The sequence below is a fragment of the Streptomyces sp. SolWspMP-5a-2 genome, assembly GCF_900091845.1.
Taxonomy (GTDB): domain Bacteria; phylum Actinomycetota; class Actinomycetes; order Streptomycetales; family Streptomycetaceae; genus Streptomyces; species Streptomyces doudnae.
The window spans coordinates 1-15,254 of sequence record NZ_FMCI01000151.1; the positions used below are offsets into that span (position 1 = coordinate 1).

At 73.9% G+C, this 15,254-nt stretch carries 12 protein-coding genes; 7 read left to right on the top strand and 5 right to left on the bottom strand.

Going from position 1 to position 15,254, the window contains the following annotated elements; genetic code table 11:
• Positions 1-177: 177 nt before the first annotated feature.
• The gene (locus GA0115242_RS15405) at positions 178-855 is read left to right on the top strand and encodes a SanA/YdcF family protein (RefSeq protein WP_093828711.1); all 678 of its coding nucleotides are present in this window, start codon (positions 178-180) and stop codon (positions 853-855) included.
• Positions 856-901: 46 nt separating this feature from the next.
• On the opposite strand, the gene GA0115242_RS15410 is transcribed toward GA0115242_RS15405, so the two are convergent.
• Positions 902-1,306: a gamma-glutamylcyclotransferase family protein gene (locus tag GA0115242_RS15410; protein WP_237549071.1), complete on the bottom strand. Its 405-nt coding sequence runs from the start codon at positions 1,304-1,306 to the stop codon at positions 902-904.
• A 296-nt stretch (positions 1,307-1,602) separates the two neighbouring features.
• Here GA0115242_RS15410 and GA0115242_RS15415 point away from each other — a divergent pair, with 296 nt between their 5' ends.
• Entirely contained in the window at positions 1,603-3,249 is a 1,647-nt protein-coding gene (locus GA0115242_RS15415; protein WP_093828715.1) for a M4 family metallopeptidase, read from the top strand.
• Positions 3,250-3,303: 54 nt separating this feature from the next.
• Here GA0115242_RS15415 and GA0115242_RS15420 read toward each other — a convergent pair whose 3' ends face one another.
• Positions 3,304-4,215, bottom strand: a complete 912-nt coding sequence (locus GA0115242_RS15420; RefSeq protein WP_093828717.1) for an alpha/beta hydrolase family protein — start codon at positions 4,213-4,215, stop codon at positions 3,304-3,306.
• Positions 4,216-4,289: 74 nt separating this feature from the next.
• Here GA0115242_RS15420 and GA0115242_RS15425 point away from each other — a divergent pair, with 74 nt between their 5' ends.
• From GA0115242_RS15425 to GA0115242_RS15435, 3 genes are all read left to right on the top strand, one after another.
• Entirely contained in the window at positions 4,290-4,661 is a 372-nt protein-coding gene (locus GA0115242_RS15425; RefSeq protein WP_093828727.1) for a MerR family transcriptional regulator, read from the top strand.
• A gap of 252 nt (positions 4,662-4,913) precedes the next feature.
• Positions 4,914-5,432, top strand: a complete 519-nt coding sequence (locus GA0115242_RS15430) for a hypothetical protein (protein ID WP_093828719.1) — start codon at positions 4,914-4,916, stop codon at positions 5,430-5,432.
• Between the two features lie 109 nt (positions 5,433-5,541).
• Positions 5,542-6,162 (top strand): class F sortase, encoded by a 621-nt coding sequence (locus GA0115242_RS15435; protein WP_093828721.1) that lies wholly within the window; start codon positions 5,542-5,544, stop codon positions 6,160-6,162.
• Positions 6,163-6,184: 22 nt separating this feature from the next.
• Here GA0115242_RS15435 and GA0115242_RS15440 read toward each other — a convergent pair whose 3' ends face one another.
• The 3 genes from GA0115242_RS15440 to GA0115242_RS15450 form a co-directional block, all read right to left on the bottom strand.
• Entirely contained in the window at positions 6,185-6,967 is a 783-nt protein-coding gene (locus GA0115242_RS15440) for a sulfite exporter TauE/SafE family protein (protein WP_093828729.1), read from the bottom strand.
• 160 nt (positions 6,968-7,127) lie between these two features.
• Positions 7,128-9,869 carry a pyruvate, phosphate dikinase gene (ppdK, locus tag GA0115242_RS15445; protein WP_093828723.1) on the bottom strand — a complete coding sequence of 914 codons (2,742 nt, stop codon included), beginning with the start codon at positions 9,867-9,869 and terminating at the stop codon, positions 7,128-7,130.
• A 444-nt stretch (positions 9,870-10,313) separates the two neighbouring features.
• Positions 10,314-11,510, bottom strand: coding sequence for an ROK family protein (locus GA0115242_RS15450; protein WP_093828725.1), 1,197 nt, complete (start codon positions 11,508-11,510; stop codon positions 10,314-10,316).
• A gap of 121 nt (positions 11,511-11,631) precedes the next feature.
• Between GA0115242_RS15450 and GA0115242_RS15455 the strand changes: the two genes are divergently transcribed.
• Together GA0115242_RS15455 and GA0115242_RS15460 are read left to right on the top strand one after the other, a co-directional pair.
• Positions 11,632-13,074, top strand: coding sequence for an MGH1-like glycoside hydrolase domain-containing protein (locus GA0115242_RS15455; RefSeq protein ID WP_256089443.1), 1,443 nt, complete (start codon positions 11,632-11,634; stop codon positions 13,072-13,074).
• Positions 13,071-15,008: an amylo-alpha-1,6-glucosidase gene (locus GA0115242_RS15460; RefSeq protein ID WP_093828726.1), complete on the top strand. Its 1,938-nt coding sequence runs from the start codon at positions 13,071-13,073 to the stop codon at positions 15,006-15,008. The genes GA0115242_RS15455 and GA0115242_RS15460 overlap by 4 nt, the downstream gene beginning before the upstream one ends.
• Positions 15,009-15,254: the final 246 nt, after the last annotated feature.

Genomic DNA, 15,254 nt, shown 5'->3' on the forward strand with positions numbered 1-15,254 from the left:
AAGGCCGGGATGGCAACGGACCGGACGACGGAGGGCAAGGCCTGGACGGAAGCCGACCGGACGGCGGCGGACGGCGCCGGGACGGCAACGGGTGGGAGCGGGGCGGGAGCGGGTCGGGGCTCGGGAGGCCGTGGGGGCGGGCGTCCCGCGGGGAGCGGTTCGCCGGGGTCGTGGGGTGTGGTGGCGCGGTGGGCGCGGCTGCCCGGGACGCGGGCCGGGCAGCGGCGGCTGGTGCGGGCCGTGGTGGCGGTGTGCGTGCTCGCGCTGCTGCCGTCGGCGTGGCTGCACGTGGGCACGGCCGACCGGCTGCGGACCGCGGCGGACGTGCCCCGCGCCGACGTCGCGGTCGTCTTCGGGGCCGGGCTGTGGGACGGCGAGCCGTCGCCGTACCTCGCCCACCGGCTGGACGCCGCCGCCGGGTTGTACCGGGCGGGCCGGATCGAGGTGGTGCTGGTCACCGGGGACAACAGCCGCGAGGACTACGACGAGCCCGACGCCATGCGCGCCTACCTGATCCGGCACGGCGTCCCCGGCCGGCGGATCGTCAGCGACTTCGCGGGGTTCGACACCTGGGACAGCTGTGTCCGGGCGAAGAAGATCTTCGGCGTCGACCGGGCGGTCCTGATCAGCCAGGACTTCCACATCCGGCGCGCGGTCGCCCTGTGCCGGGCGGCCGGGGTCACCTCGTACGGCGTCGGGGTGGCCGCGAAGCACGACGTGACCTGGTACTACGGCAACTCCCGGGAGATCCTCGCGGCGGGCAAGGCGGCGCTGGAGGCGGTGTTCGCGCCGGACCCGCGCTTCCTTGGGCGCCAGGAGCCGGGCGTGCGGGAGGCGCTGGCGGCCCCGCGCTGACCGGCGGACGGTGACCGTACGGGCGCGGGCGGGGCGGGGTCCCGCTTCACCCGGTGCGCCAGTCGCCGCTCCCGATCAACCGGCCGTGGGCGCGCAGCCGTCGGGCGACGGGCGGGGCCGCGAGGTAGACCCAGGCGCGGACCGGCAGGCCGTCGGCGTCCCGGACGACGTCGCGGGCGACGCGCTCGTAGAGGCTGGCGGGGTCGCCCGGCACGTACTCCTCCAGCGCGTCCAGGGCGACCAGGAGGGCCGCGTACTCCTCGGGCCGCGCGGTCACCAGCTCCCCGCGCACCAGACCCCGCCGGTCCTCGACGGCGTACGGGTAGCCGGGCCCGCGATAGAGGACGGCGCCGGTGAGGCGGCCGGGTTCCTCGGCGCGGGTGCGACCGCGCAGGAACAGGTCGTGGTTGCGCTCGCCGGGGCGCAGGGTGCCGTAGACGAAGAACGGCAGGGCGTCGCGGGTGCCGGGTCCGGGCCGCGGTCCGCCGCAAGGCGCCTGCGGCGCGGCGGAGTTGCCGGGTGAGGGCGGGCAAGGCGCCGCCCCGGAGGCGGGGTCGGACAGCGGGCCGCCGCAAGGCGGTTCCTGCGGTGCGGAGTTCGGGGGCGGGGCTGGGGTCACGGGGACGATTCTCTCCGGGGACGGTGTCCGCATACGCGCTATGGACATGACATGTCATGCCCCCTTAAATCTCAGGGAACATCCGCGCCACCCCCCACGCCCCCCAGGGCGCCTTCCCGAGGAGACCGATGAGTCGGACGACACGGCACCTCCGCGCTTCCCGTCTCGCCACCGCCGGCATCGCCGCCACCACCGCCACCCTGCTGGCGGTCGCACTCTCCCCCACCGCCCACGCCGACCCCAGACCCACCAGGTCCGCCGCCGTCGACAACGCCGCCTCGGCGCTCAAGGCGCACGCCGCGAGCCTCGGGCTCACCGCGGCCCAGGGCACCACCGTCCGGGACGTCGTCGTCGACAGGGACGGCACCCAGCACGTCCGCTACGACCGCACCTACCGGGCGCTCCCGGTGCTGGGCGGCGACTTCGTCGTCCACCTCGCGGCCGACGGCGGCTACCGCGGCGCCGACCGCGCCACCCGGGCCGCGATATCCCTGGCGTCGACCACCCCCGCGGTGTCGGAGCCCAGGGCGGCAGGTCTCGCGGCGGACGCGCTGCGCGCCGAACACCTCGGCGAGCGCCTCGGCAAGCTCGACGCGCGGGCGGAGCTGGTGGTCGACGCCCTGCACGGCACCCCCAGGCTGGCCTGGCGCAGCAACGCGGTCGCGCAGGACTCGCTGGGCAACCCGGTCGCCCGCACGGTGCTCACGGACGCCCGCACCGGCGCGCAGATCGACGCCTGGGACAGCATCGAGACGGCGACCGGCGACGGGCAGTCGCTCTACAGCGGGACGGTGCCGCTGGAGACGACGGTGTCCGGCACCACGAACCAGCTCAAGGACCCGACGCGCGGGAACACCTACACCGGTGACGCCGCCAACAAGACCGACCTGTGCATCTTCGGCATCTGCATCAGCCGGGCGCCGTCCACGGTGTTCACGGACGCCGACAACCACTGGGGCACCGGCACGACGGCGGACCGGGCGACGGCCGCGGTGGACGCGCAGTACGGGACGAACGAGACCTGGGACTACTACAAGAACGTCCACGGCCGCAACGGCATCGCGGGCGACGGCAAGGGCTCCTACAACCGCGTCCACTACGGCAACAGCTACAACAACGCCTTCTGGGACGACAGTTGCTTCTGCATGACGTACGGCGACGGTGACGGGACGACGTTCGGACCGCTGGTGGCGCTGGACGTGGCCGGGCACGAGATGACGCACGGCGTCACGTCCAAGACGGCCGCGCTGACCTACTCGGGCGAGTCCGGCGGCCTCAACGAGGCGACCTCGGACATCCTCGGCACGATGGTCGAGTGGTATGCGAACAACGCCTCCGACCAGGGCGACTACCTGATCGGCGAGAAGATCGTGAAGCCCGGGTTCGGCAAGGCGGCGCTGCGGTTCATGGACAAGCCGTCGAAGGACGGCAGTTCGGCCGACTCCTGGTCGAGTTCGGTCGGCAACCTGGACGTCCACTACTCCTCGGGCGTCGCCAACCACTTCGCGTACCTGCTCGCCGAGGGCAGCGGCGCGAAGACCATCAACGGGGTCGCCTACGACTCCCCCACCTCCAACGGCTCGACGGTGACGGGGATCGGCCGGGACAAGGTCGGCAAGATCTGGTACCGGGCGCTGACGGTCTACATGACGTCGTCGACGAACTACGCGGGCGCCCGCACCGCGACCCTCAACGCCGCGAAGGACCTCTACGGCAACGGCAGCGCGGAGTACAACGCGGTGGCGTCGGCGTGGAGCGCGGTCAACGTCAACTGAGCGCCGGGCGGCGGCCGTTCCCGTCCCGCCGGACGGGGACGGCCGCCGCGCCGCTCACCTGCCGTCGATCCGGCCCAGCGGGTCGCGCTCGGCGGCGAGCCGTGAACGCACCGCGTCCCAGCCGTCGTCCGGGAGACCGAGCCCGCGGCGGAGGTGGGCGAGGGCGGCCCGCCGCACCAGGTCGACCCGGGCGGGGTGCTCGTCGGTGGTCTCCCTGGCCTCGTACCCGGCGATGCCGCCGAGCGAGTGCTCCGCCCCGAAGAGGGTGAGCAGGCTCTTGTCGCCGGGGCTCAGCCGGTAGGCGTCGGTCATCCAGTCGGGGCCGCGGACGGTGAGCGGCGAGTCGTCGCGGTCGCCCACGACGACCAGGACCGGCGGGGTCATGTGCGTGAAGTCCGGGTTGATGTAAGGGAAGTTCTCCGCCGCGAACGGTGTCAGCGCGCTCCCGCCCAGCCCGGCGGTGGCGAGCAGCACGCCGGTGCGGACCCGGGCGTCGGACAGGTCCTCTCCGTCGCCGTCGCCGTCGAGGACGCGCAGGCCGACCAGGCTGCCCGCGGTCTGCCCGCCGAAGGAGTGCCCGGCGACGGCGATCAGCTCCGGGTCGACGCGCCCGGCGAGCCCGGGGACGGCGCCCGTCAGGTCGTCGAGGTGGTCGAGGACGCGGGTGAGGTCGTCGACCCGGTGGCGCCAGATGCGCGGCCGGCGGGGATCGTCCGCGGGCAGGGCGAGGGTGCGGGAGTCGAGGTGGGTGGGCTGGACGACGACGAAGCCGTGCGCGGCCCAGAAGTCGGCCAGCGGGCCGTAGCCGTCCAGGGAGGAGCCGTGGCCGTGGGAGAGGACGACGACGGGGAGGCGGTCGCCGCCGACGGGGGCGGTGACCCGCACGTGCAGCGGGTCGCCGCGGCCGGGGGCGGGCAGGGTGAGGGGCTTGACGGAGACGATCGGCACGGGGGCGCGGTGCGGCACGGGGGCCTTCCCTTCGGTGTGGGGTCTGCGCCGGTTACGCTAGAACCTCACGTCGACGTGAGAGGCAAGCCGTGATGCGCATCGGTGAACTCGCCGCCAGGACCGGCGTCAGCGTCCGGGCCCTGCGCTACTACGAGGAACAGGAACTGCTCGTCCCCGAGCGCAGCCCCAGCGGGCAGCGGCGCTACGGGGAGGGCGCGGTCGGCCGCGTCGAGCTGATCCAGGAGCTGTACGCGGCCGGTCTCTCCAGCCGGACGATCCTGACCCTCATGCCGTGCGTCGCGGACGGCGCGGCCACCCCGCGGCTCATCGAACGGCTCGCCCTCGAACGGGACCGCGTCGACCGCAGGATCGCCGACCTGACCGGCACCAGGGACCGGCTCGACGCGGTGATCGCCAACGCGGCGGCCAAGGAGCGCACGGGGGAACGCTGCCGGGTGCGCTGAGGAGCGCCGCGCCCGGGGCTCCCCGGCGCCCGGTCACCCGTTCACCCGTGCGGCGTGCGTCCTTCGGGTGCTTCTCCGCCTTCACCCCCACACACCGCCTTGACCTGCGCAAAAAGGGACGGAAGCGGGGCGCGGGCGGCGCCGTCTGACACCCGTTCACCGCAATTCTGACGCTCCATCAGCAAGCGCTGGCGCGCCGTCGGCCTTTACCTCGGAAGGGCAGGAGACACCGAGACGCTCTAGGGAGCACCGATGCGACGCACCGCCCGTGTGCTGACCGGTACCGCGCTGGCCGTCGCAGCCGCCGGACTGGTCACCGCCCCCGCCTACGGCGCCGGCGGCGGCAGCCTCGAGGTGTACCCGTCGTCCGCGATGCCGGGCGACCAGGTCACCGTCAACACGGCCGAGTGCGGCGACAAGGGCTCCGCCGAGGGCGACGCGGGCGCGGTGGGCGCCGGGCGGTTCACGCTCGCGCCCAGCACGCACGAGGGCGACGCGATCGGACAGTTCCGGGTGCCGCCGAGCGCGCAGCCGGGCACGTACGAGATCGTCGCGCGGTGCGCGGGCGGCGGCGGACGGATCTCAGGCGACCTGGTGGTGACCCTGACCGCGGCGCGCGGCCAGGAGCCCCGGGGAAGTGTGAAGACGGGGGTCGGCGGCGCACTGGGCCCCGACCCCGTACAGACCGCGGGCGGCGTCGCGGCTCTCGCCGTCGCCGCCGCGGGCGGTACCTGGCTCCTGCATCGCCGGGCGAGAGGCGACGGGATCTGACGGACACCCTCCGCTGTCCGTCCGCCGGTACCGCATGTCCCTCCCCCTCCGGGCCCGACGCCCCTCGTGGCCCGGAGGGGGGCCGGGTCCCTCTGGCAGGAGGCTTCGTGTGCGCAGGATCAGCAATGCCGCGATAGGGGCCGTCACCGCCGTCGCGCTCTGTTCGGGCACCTGGCTGCTGAGCGGCGGCGGTGCCCCGCACGGCCCGCCGCAGCCGTCGGCGGCGCAGGCCGGTGGCGGCCGCGCGGGCGAGGGCCCGGGTGCGCCCGCGCTGTCCCCGTCCCCGCCCGACCGCATCGCCATCCCGTCGATCCGGGTCGACGCGCCCCTCATGGGCCTCGGCCTCACCCCGTCCGGCAGCCTCGACGTGCCGCCCGCCGCGCGCAAGAACCTCGCGGGCTGGTACGAGGCGGGCACCACGCCGGGCGAGCGCGGCACGGCCGTCGTCGCGGGTCACGTCGACAACGCCGAGGGCCCGGCCGTCTTCTACGACCTCGGCGCGCTGAAGAAGGGCGCGCTCGTCGACGTCGAACGGCGGGACGGCAGCGTCGCCGTCTTCACGGTCGACGCCGTCGAGGTGTACCGGGCGCGGGACTTCCCCGACGCGAAGGTCTACGGCGCCGCCGACCGGCCCGAGTTGCGGGTCATCACCTGCGGCGGCGGCTACCGGCGCGGCTCCGGGTACCAGGGCAACGTCGTCGTCTTCGCGCATCTGACCGGCAGCCGGTAGGGACGGGCAGGGCGGTCCGCCGTCAGGCCCACCACTGCTCGTAGGCCAGGTTCGCCACCAGCGCGAACACGACCGTCAGCAGCACGATCCGGACGAAGCCGCTGCCCTGCTTGAGCGCGGTGCGGGCGCCCAGGGTGCCGCCCGCGAGGTTGAACACGGCCATCACGCAGGCGAGTTGCCACAGCACGGTGCCCTGCCAGGCGAAGGTGGCGAGGGCACCGGCGTTGGTGCAGCAGTTGACGATCTTCGCGGTGGCGGAGGCGGCCACCAGGTCGAGGTGGAGCACCGCGGTGAGTGCCAGCACCAGGAACGTCCCGGTGCCGGGGCCGACCAGACCGTCGTAGAACCCGATGCCGATGCCCGCGAGGCCGATCGCGGCGAGGACGCGGCGGGGTCCCGCGGGGCCGGTGGCGGATGCGGTGCCGAAGGCGGGGCGCAGGATCACGAACGCGGCGACGGCGAGCAGCACCACCATGATGACCGGCTTGAGGACCTCGGTGCTCATGCCGGCCGCGAAGAAGGCGCCGGCGGAGGACCCCGCGAGGGCGGCGAGCCCGATCCGGACGGCGGTGCGGACGTCCACGGGGGCGCGGCGGGCGTAGGTCACGGCGGCGGCCGAGGTGCCGACGATGGCGACGGCCTTGTTGGTGCCGAGCGCGTACGCGGCGGGCGTCCCGGCGGGCAGACCGAGCAGCAGGGCGGGCAGGAGCAGCAGCCCGCCCCCGCCCACGACCGCGTCGATCCACCCGGCCGCGAGCGCGGCGACGCAGAGCAGGGCGAGGGTGGTCATGGATATGTCGGGCATGATCACGACACTATCGGGACCCGGGGAGGGGACGGACGCGCGGTCCGCAGGGGCGGCACCCCCGCACAGGGTGTCGCCCCTTCCTCCGGGGCCGGAGCCGGTGCCGGTCCGTCGAGGGGCGGGACCGGGGCGGCTTCGAGGGGGCGGGTGCCCGGGGGGATCAGCGGTGGTCGCTGCCCCGGGACTCCGTCGCCGCGCGCCCCGCCTCCAGGCGGGCCACCGGGATGCGGAACGGCGAGCAGGAGACGTAGTCCAGGCCGACCTCGTGGAAGAAGTGCACCGACTCCGGGTCTCCCCCGTGCTCGCCGCAGACGCCGAGTTTGAGGTCGGGGCGGGTCGCGCGGCCCGCCGCTGACGCCAGTTCGACCAGGGAGCCCACGCCGTCCCGGTCGATCGTCTCGAACGGGCTGACCCCGAAGATGCCCTTCTCCAGGTAGGCGGTGAAGAAGCTCGCCTCGACGTCGTCGCGGCTGAAGCCCCACACGGTCTGGGTGAGGTCGTTGGTGCCGAAGGAGAAGAACTCCGCGGCCTCCGCGATCTGCCCGGCGGTGAGCGCGGCCCGCGGCAGCTCGATCATCGTGCCGATCGCCAGCCGCAGTTCGGTGCCGGTGGCCTCCTGGACCTCGGCGATCACCTGGTCGGCCTCCTCGCGGACGATCTCCAGCTCCTGGACCGTGCCGACGAGCGGGATCATGATCTCCGCGCGCGGGTCGCCCTTGGCCGCCCGGCGTTCGGCCGCCGCCTCGGCGATCGCCCGCACCTGCATGGTGAACAGGCCGGGGATGACCAGCCCGAGGCGGACCCCGCGCAGGCCGAGCATCGGGTTCTGCTCGTGCAGCCGGTGCACGGCCTGCAGGAGGCGCAGGTCGTTCTCGTGGGACTCCTGCCGGGACTCCGCGAGCGCGACCCGTACGGAGAGTTCCGTGATGTCGGGCAGGAACTCGTGCAGCGGCGGGTCGAGCAGCCGGACGGTGACGGGCAGCCCGTCCATCGCCTCGAACAGCTCGACGAAGTCCTGCTTCTGGAGCGGCAGCAGCGCCCTGAGCGACTCCTCGCGCTCCGTGTCCGTGTCGGCCAGGATCAGCCGCTCGACGAGTTCGCGGCGGTCGCCGAGGAACATGTGCTCGGTGCGGCACAGGCCGATGCCCTGGGCGCCGAAGCGGCGGGCGCGCAGCGCGTCCTCGGCGTTGTCCGCGTTGGCGCGCACCCGCAGCCGCCGCTTGCGGTCGGCGAACGCCATGATGCGGTGGACGGCCTCGACGAGTTCGTCGGCGTCGTCGGCCCCGGCGTGCATGCGGCCCTCGAAGTACTCGACGACCGGGGACGGCACGACCGGCGTCTCCCCGAGGTACACCTTGCCGCTGGAGCCGTCGATGGAGATCAGGTCCCCTTCCTCGACGACGTGTCCGCCCGGGACGACCATCCGGCGCCGCTTGGTGTCGACCTCCAGCTCCTCGGCGCCGCAGACACAGGTCTTGCCCATGCCGCGGGCGACGACGGCGGCGTGCGAGGTCTTGCCGCCCCGGCTGGTCAGGATGCCCTCGGCGGCGATCATGCCGTCGAGGTCGTCGGGGTTGGTCTCGCGGCGGACCAGGATGACCTTCTCGCCGGAGCGGGACCACTTGACGGCGGTGTAGGAGTCGAAGACCGCCTTGCCGACGGCCGCGCCGGGCGAGGCGGCGATGCCCCTGCCGACCGGGCGGGTCCTGGCGTGCTCGTCGAAGCGCGGGAACATGAGCTGGGCCAACTGGGCGCCGGTGACGCGCTGGAGAGCCTCGGTCTCGTCGATCAGCCCCTGGTCGACGAGTTGGGTGGCGATGCGGAAGGCGGCGCCCGCGGTCCGCTTGCCGACCCGGGTCTGGAGCATCCACAACTGGCCGCGCTCGATGGTGAACTCGATGTCGCAGAGGTCCTTGTAGTGGTTCTCCAGCGTCTCCATGATCTGCATCAGCCGGTCGTAGGACTTCTTGTCGATCGACTCGAGTTCGGCGAGCGGCACGGTGTTGCGGATGCCCGCGACGACGTCCTCGCCCTGCGCGTTCTGGAGGTAGTCGCCGTAGACGCCCTGGTGGCCGGAGGCGGGGTCGCGGGTGAAGGCGACGCCGGTGCCGGAGTCGGGGCCGAGGTTGCCGAAGACCATCGAGCAGACGTTGACGGCGGTGCCGAGGTCGTGCGGGATGCGTTCCTGACGGCGGTAGAGCTTGGCGCGGTCGGTGTTCCAGGAGTCGAAGACCGCGTGGATGGCGAGGTCCATCTGCTCGCGCGGGTCCTGCGGGAAGTCGCGGCCCGCCTCCTTCTCGACGATCCGCTTGAAGGCGGTGACCAGCTTCTTGAGGTCGTCGGCCGACAGCTCGGTGTCGACGGTGACCTTCTTGGCGTCCTTGGCCCGGTCGAGGGCGTCCTCGAAGAGGTCGCCGTCGACGCCGAGGACCGTCTTGCCGAACATCTGGATGAGCCGCCGGTAGGAGTCCCACGCGAACCGCTCGTCACCGGCCTGCTCGGCGAGGCCGCGCACGGAGGCGTCGGAGAGCCCGATGTTGAGGACCGTGTCCATCATGCCGGGCATGGAGAACTTCGCCCCGGAGCGGACGGAGACCAGGAGCGGGTCGTCGGCCTGGCCGAGCTTCTTGCCCATCCGGGACTCCAGCGCGTCGAGGTGCGCACTCACCTCGTCACGCAGTGCCGCCGGCTCCTCGCCGCTGTCGAGGTAGACCTTGCAGGCGTCGGTGGTGATCGTGAAGCCGGGCGGGACGGGGAGGCCCAGGTTGGTCATCTCCGCGAGGTTGGCGCCCTTGCCGCCCAGGAGGTCCTTGAGGTCCTTGTTGCCCTCGGTGAAGTCGTAGACGAACTTCGCTCCCTGGGGCGTTGCGGGGTCCGCCTGGGGTGCTGTTTTTTCCGACACGGTCTCGACTCCTCGGGACGCGGTGGCTGCCCTGACGGCCAGGAACATACCCAGATCGAAGGCGCCTGGGTACGTCCACTTGTGTGTCATGCGCCCGTAACCAGCGGTCCGCCAGCGGATCGAAAGTCACGGCGAGGCAAGGCGCCAGAGACAGTTGCCTTCAGTTCTTGAACGGAGACCTCACCACGAGGCCCGCCTGACGCTCAGATGAGCGGTTGCCCTGCACGTTTGATTTCGATCGATGAACGATCAAGGGGTGGCACCGAGTGCCACCCCTTGGAGAAGTGCAACCGCTCCTAAACCGCTCATCTGAGCGCAACCCTTATCAAGGGTGGCGAGAATCACGCTGCCACAGCTCGCCGGGTTCCACCATGCGGACGGGTGCCGCGGGACGGAAACAGCCCCGTCACACGGCGGGGGGACGGGGGGATGCGGAAGGCGGGGTCACACCCCGAGGGCCAGCAGACGGGCCTCCGCGCGCTCCGGCGCGTACAGGTACTCCACGACCTGCGCCCCCGCCCCGACCAGCGCGGCCCGCTCGCCGAGCCGCGCGGTGACGACGTCCAGGTGGGCCGTGGAGCGCGGCAGCGCCCGCTGGTAGAGCAGTTCGCGCACGCCGGTCAGGAAGGGGGTTCCGGCCAGATCCCCGGCGATCATCAGCACCCCGGGGTTCAGCAGCGTGACGACGGTCGCCAACACGTCGCCGACCAGCCGTCCGGCCTCACGGGCGAGGGCGACCGCCTCCGGGTGCCCGGCGGCGAGCAGTTCCCGCACGTCCGAGCCCGACCCGGCGGGCACCCCGGCCTCGGTCAGCCGCCTGGCCACCGCGCCGCCGCTCGCCACGGCCGCGAGGCAGCCCTGGGAGCCGCACCGGCAGAGCGCGTCGGCGCCCACCCTGATGTGCCCGATGTCCCCGGCGCCGCCGTCGACGCCCCGGTAGACGGAGCCGTCGACCACCACGCCCGCGCCGATCCCGGTGGAGACCTTGACCAGCACGAAGGCCGAGCAGTCGGGGTGTCCGGCGCGCTGCTCGCCGTAGGCCATCAGGTTGGCGTCGTTGTCGACCAGGACCGGGACCTGGGGCGCTCCCGTCCGTTCGGTGAAGGCCCTGGCCAGCCTGCCTCTTATGTCGTAGCCGTCCCAGCCGGGCATCATCGGCGGCTGCACCACCCGGCCGGTCTCGCTGTCGACGGGGCCCGGCACGGCGAGTCCGATGCCGCAGACCGCGCGGGCGGGTCTGCCGGTCGCCGTGAGCAGTCCGGCGAACCAGCCGCCGAGCGCGGCGAGCACCGTCTCCGGGCCGTCCTCCACGGAGAGTTCGCCCGAACGCTCGGCGAGGATCTCGCCGTTCAGCGAGAGCAGCGCGGCGCGGGCGTGCCGGGTGTCGAGGTCGGCGGCGAGGACGACGGCGTGCGCGTCGTCGAACTCCAGGGTGATCGACGGGCGGCCGCCCAGCGGCGAGCCGACCGGGCCGCCCGCGCCCTCGCGCAGCCAGCCCGCGCGGAAGAGGCGTTCGAGCCGCTGCCCGACGGTGGCCCTGGAGAGACCGGTGGCCTGCTGGAGGGCGCCGCGGGTGGTGGCCCGCCCGCTGCGCACCAGTTCGAGCAGGTCCCCGGCGCTGGTCTGACCCCGACCCGTCATGCGCACCCCCTTGTGTTTCTCAACCCTGCATTACATATTGAGTTTTGCGTGTTAAATAGACGTAACTCTACGGTAGCCAAGACCGAACCCGGTCGGCGAGATGTCTTTCGGGGAGCCCCGAGTGGATCGCACCGCACTCTTCACCAGCCGTTCCGCCGAACGCGCCCCTGCATACGATCCGCCTCCCGCGGACCCGTTGCACGTCGGAGCGGTCCGGGTGCTGGAGGCGAACTGGACCGGCACCTCGACGGTCCCCTCCCGGGGCCTGTACCCGCACCAGTGGTCCTGGGACTCCGCGTTCATCGCGATCGGGCTGCGCCACCTCTCGCCGCTGCGGGCGCAGACGGAGCTGGAGACGCTCCTCACCGCCCAGTGGGCGGACGGAAGGATTCCGCACATCGTCTTCAACCCCTCCGTCCCGCTCGACGCCTACTTCCCGAGCCCCGACTTCTGGCGCTCCTCGACGGCGGGCCGCGCGGCGGGCGCCCCGCGCACGCTACAGACCTCGGGCATCGTGCAGCCACCGGTGCACGCGCTGGCCGCGTGGCTGGTGCACCGCGCGGACCCCGGCCTCTCCCGGGCGCGCGGCTTCCTCGCCCGCGTCTACCCGCGCCTGGCCGCCTGGCACCGCTATCTGCTGCACCGGCGCGACCTCGGCGGCGGCGGTCTGGCGTCCGTCGTCCACCCCTGGGAGCAGGGCATGGACAACAGCCCCTGCTGGGACGCCCCGCTGGCCCGGGTGGCCCCCGCGCCCGCCCGCTCGTTCCGCCGCGCCGACCTCGACCACGGCGCCGCCGAGGACCGGCCGACCGATCTGGACTACGGGCGGTACGTGCGGCTCGCGGCCGACTACCGGGACGGCGCCTACCGGGACGGCGGCGGGGAGTTCGCCGTCGAGGACCCGGCGTTCAACGCGCTGCTGATCTCCTCCGAGCACGCCCTCGCCCGCATCGCCCGCGAGCTGGGCGCGACCGGCACCGCCCGGCACGCGCGCGCGGAGCGGCTGACCCGGGTGCTGAGCGATCGGCTGTGGGACCCGGCGGCGGGCCTCTTCAGCTGCCGGGACGTGCGCGGCGGCGGGCTGATCCCCGAGCGCGGGGTGTCGGGTCTCGTGCCGCTGCTGCTGCCGGGGCTGCCGCGGGAGACGGCCGCCGCGCTGGTCGCGACGGCCTGCGGACCGCACTTCGGGCTGGGCGGCGAGACCCGGCTGCCGCCCAGCTACGACCTGCTGGGCGAGGCGTTCGACCCGCACCGCTACTGGCGCGGCCCGGCCTGGTTCAACACCGCCTGGCTGCTGGAGCGGGGGCTGCGCACCCAGGGCGAGACGGCCCGCGCGGACGCGCTGCGCACGGCGTTCCTTCAGGTCGCGGGGGCGTCCGGGTACGCGGAGTACGTCGATCCGTTCACCGGCGAGGCGTGCGGGGCGACCGGCTTCGGCTGGACGGCCGCGCTGACGCTGGATCTGCTCCACACCCGCCCCGGCGACCACGGGTCCCCCGCGGCGGGTCAGCACACGTCAGGGACGACGAGTGTCCAGGGCACCGAGGGAGGGGACGGAGCATGACAGACCGGCATCATCTGCTCGTGCACGGCGGGACGTTCGCGTGTGTGGGTGACGGCGGGGACATCAGCGGCGTCCGGGGGTCGGGGTCCCCCGACGGGCTGTTCGTGCGGGACGCGCGGCATCTGAGCCGCTGGCAGCTGACCGCCGACGGTGCGGTCCCGGAGTCGCTCACACCGGTCGCGGACGGGGACACGGCGCGCTGCGTCCTGGTCCCGCGCGGCGGCCGCCAGGAGCCGCCCGCGTACACGATCTTCCGCGAACAGGCAGTCGGGGAGGGCGCGTTCGTCGAGTCGCTGCGGCTGACCAGCAACCGTCCGGTGCCGACCACGGTCCGGATCGCGGTCACCGCGGACGCCGACTTCACCGACCAGTTCGAGCTGCGCGCGGACCACCGCACCTACACCAAGGCGGGCGCCCAGCGCTCCCGCCGGGTCCGCGACGACGGCGTGGAGTTCCACTACCGGCGCGGCGACTGGACGTCCCGCACGACGGTGACGGCGGAGCCCGCGCCGGACGGCGTGGAGGAGACCGGCACCGGTGCCAGGCGCCTGGTGTGGAGCCTGGACCTCGCGCCGCACGGCACCGCGGAGCTGGCGCTGCGGGTCGCGGCCCGCCCGCACGGCGTCGACCGGGAGCCCCCGATACCCGCCTCGCCCGCCGCGGCGGGCGAGCGGTTGCAGGAGCTGGAGGGCCGGTTCGTGGAGGGGGTGGCGTTCCCCACCGGCTGGCCCGAGCTGGCCGCGGCCTGCGCGCGGGGCCTCGCCGACCTGGCCGCGCTCCAGGTCCCGGCGACCGGCCCGGACGGCGAGGAGCTGCGCGTGCCCGCCGGGGGCGCCCCCTGGTTCCTCGCGCTGCTGGGCCGGGACGCCCTGCTCACCTCGCTGTTCGCGCTCCCCTACCGGCCGGGTCTGGCGGCGGCCACGCTGCCCGCGCTGGCCGCGGCGCAGGCGACCGAGACCGGCCGGGACGCGGTGGCGCAGCCCGGCAAGATCGTGCACGAGGTCCGGCACGGCGAGCTGGCGCACTTCGGGCAGGTGCCGTACGGGCGTTACTACGGTTCGGTGGACGCGACCCCGCTCTTCCTGGTGCTGCTGGGCGCGTACGTCGAGCGGACCGGTGACACGGCCCTGGCCAGGCGGCTCGAACCGCACGCCCGCGCGGCGATCGGCTGGATGCTGGACCACGGCGGTCTCACCTCGTGCGGCTACCTGGTCTACCGGGCCGACCGGGGCGGCCTCGCCAACCAGAACTGGAAGGACTCCCCCGGCGCGATCTGCTCGGCCGACGGCGGCAGGACGCACGGTCCGGTCCTCGCGGCGGGCGCGCAGGGGTACGCGTACGACGCGCTGCGCAGGACGGCCCAGCTGGCGCGTTCGGTGTGGGACGACGAGGTGTACGCGGCGCTCCTGGAGCAGGCGGCGGGCGATCTGCGCGACCGGTTCCAGCGGGACTTCTGGATGCGGGACCGGGAGTTCCCGGCGCTCGCGCTGGACGGCGACGGCCGCCAGGTCGACGCGCTGGCCTCGGACGCCGGGCATCTGCTCTGGTCGGGCCTGCTGGACAAGGAGTACGGGGAGGCGGTCGGACGGCGGCTGCTGGAGCCCGACTTCTTCTCCGGCTGGGGTGTGCGCACGCTGGCGGCGGGGCAGCCCGCGTACCACCCGCTGTCGTACCACCGGGGTTCGGTGTGGCCGCACGACAACGCGCTGATCGCGCTGGGGCTGGCCCGCTACGGGCTGCACGACGAGGCCCGCACGGTGGCGCGGGCGCTGATCGAGGCGGCGACGACGACCGGGCACCGGCTGCCCGAGGTGCTGGCGGGCTACGACCGCGCGACCTGTCCCGAACCGGTCCCCTATCCGCACGCGTGCGTCCGGGAGTCCCGTTCGGCGGCGGCCCCGCTGGCGCTGCTGACGGCGGTCGGGGGCGTCTGAGCGGGCGGGCGCCGGGAGGCCGTCACGGCGGTCCGGCGCCCGAAGGGCCGTGCGGCGGAGGGGTGTTGACCGGGCGTTTGCTCGCTGTTTGCCCTATGTGCCTGAACGGCGGTCGGGGGACGACGTACGAGAGGACGGCGGGCCGGGCCCGCCGTCCGTCCCGTCCCGGGCCTCGCACGGAAGGACCTTCGGGTGCCTGTCTTCACGCGCCTTCGTCAGCAACCGGACCCCGCCGCCACCGCCGGC

Excerpts from the sequence above, each read along its gene's own strand:
- GA0115242_RS15430 (WP_093828719.1), top strand. The coding sequence starts at position 4,914 with ATGCGACGCACCGCCCGTGTGCTGACCGGTACCGCGCTGGCCGTCGCA.
- GA0115242_RS15440 (WP_093828729.1), bottom strand. The coding sequence starts at position 6,967 with ATGCCCGACATATCCATGACCACCCTCGCCCTGCTCTGCGTCGCCGCG.
- GA0115242_RS15450 (WP_093828725.1), bottom strand. The coding sequence starts at position 11,510 with ATGACGGGTCGGGGTCAGACCAGCGCCGGGGACCTGCTCGAACTGGTG.
- GA0115242_RS15415 (WP_093828715.1), top strand. The coding sequence starts at position 1,603 with ATGAGTCGGACGACACGGCACCTCCGCGCTTCCCGTCTCGCCACCGCC.
- GA0115242_RS15460 (WP_093828726.1), top strand. The coding sequence starts at position 13,071 with ATGACAGACCGGCATCATCTGCTCGTGCACGGCGGGACGTTCGCGTGT.
- GA0115242_RS15425 (WP_093828727.1), top strand. The coding sequence starts at position 4,290 with ATGCGCATCGGTGAACTCGCCGCCAGGACCGGCGTCAGCGTCCGGGCC.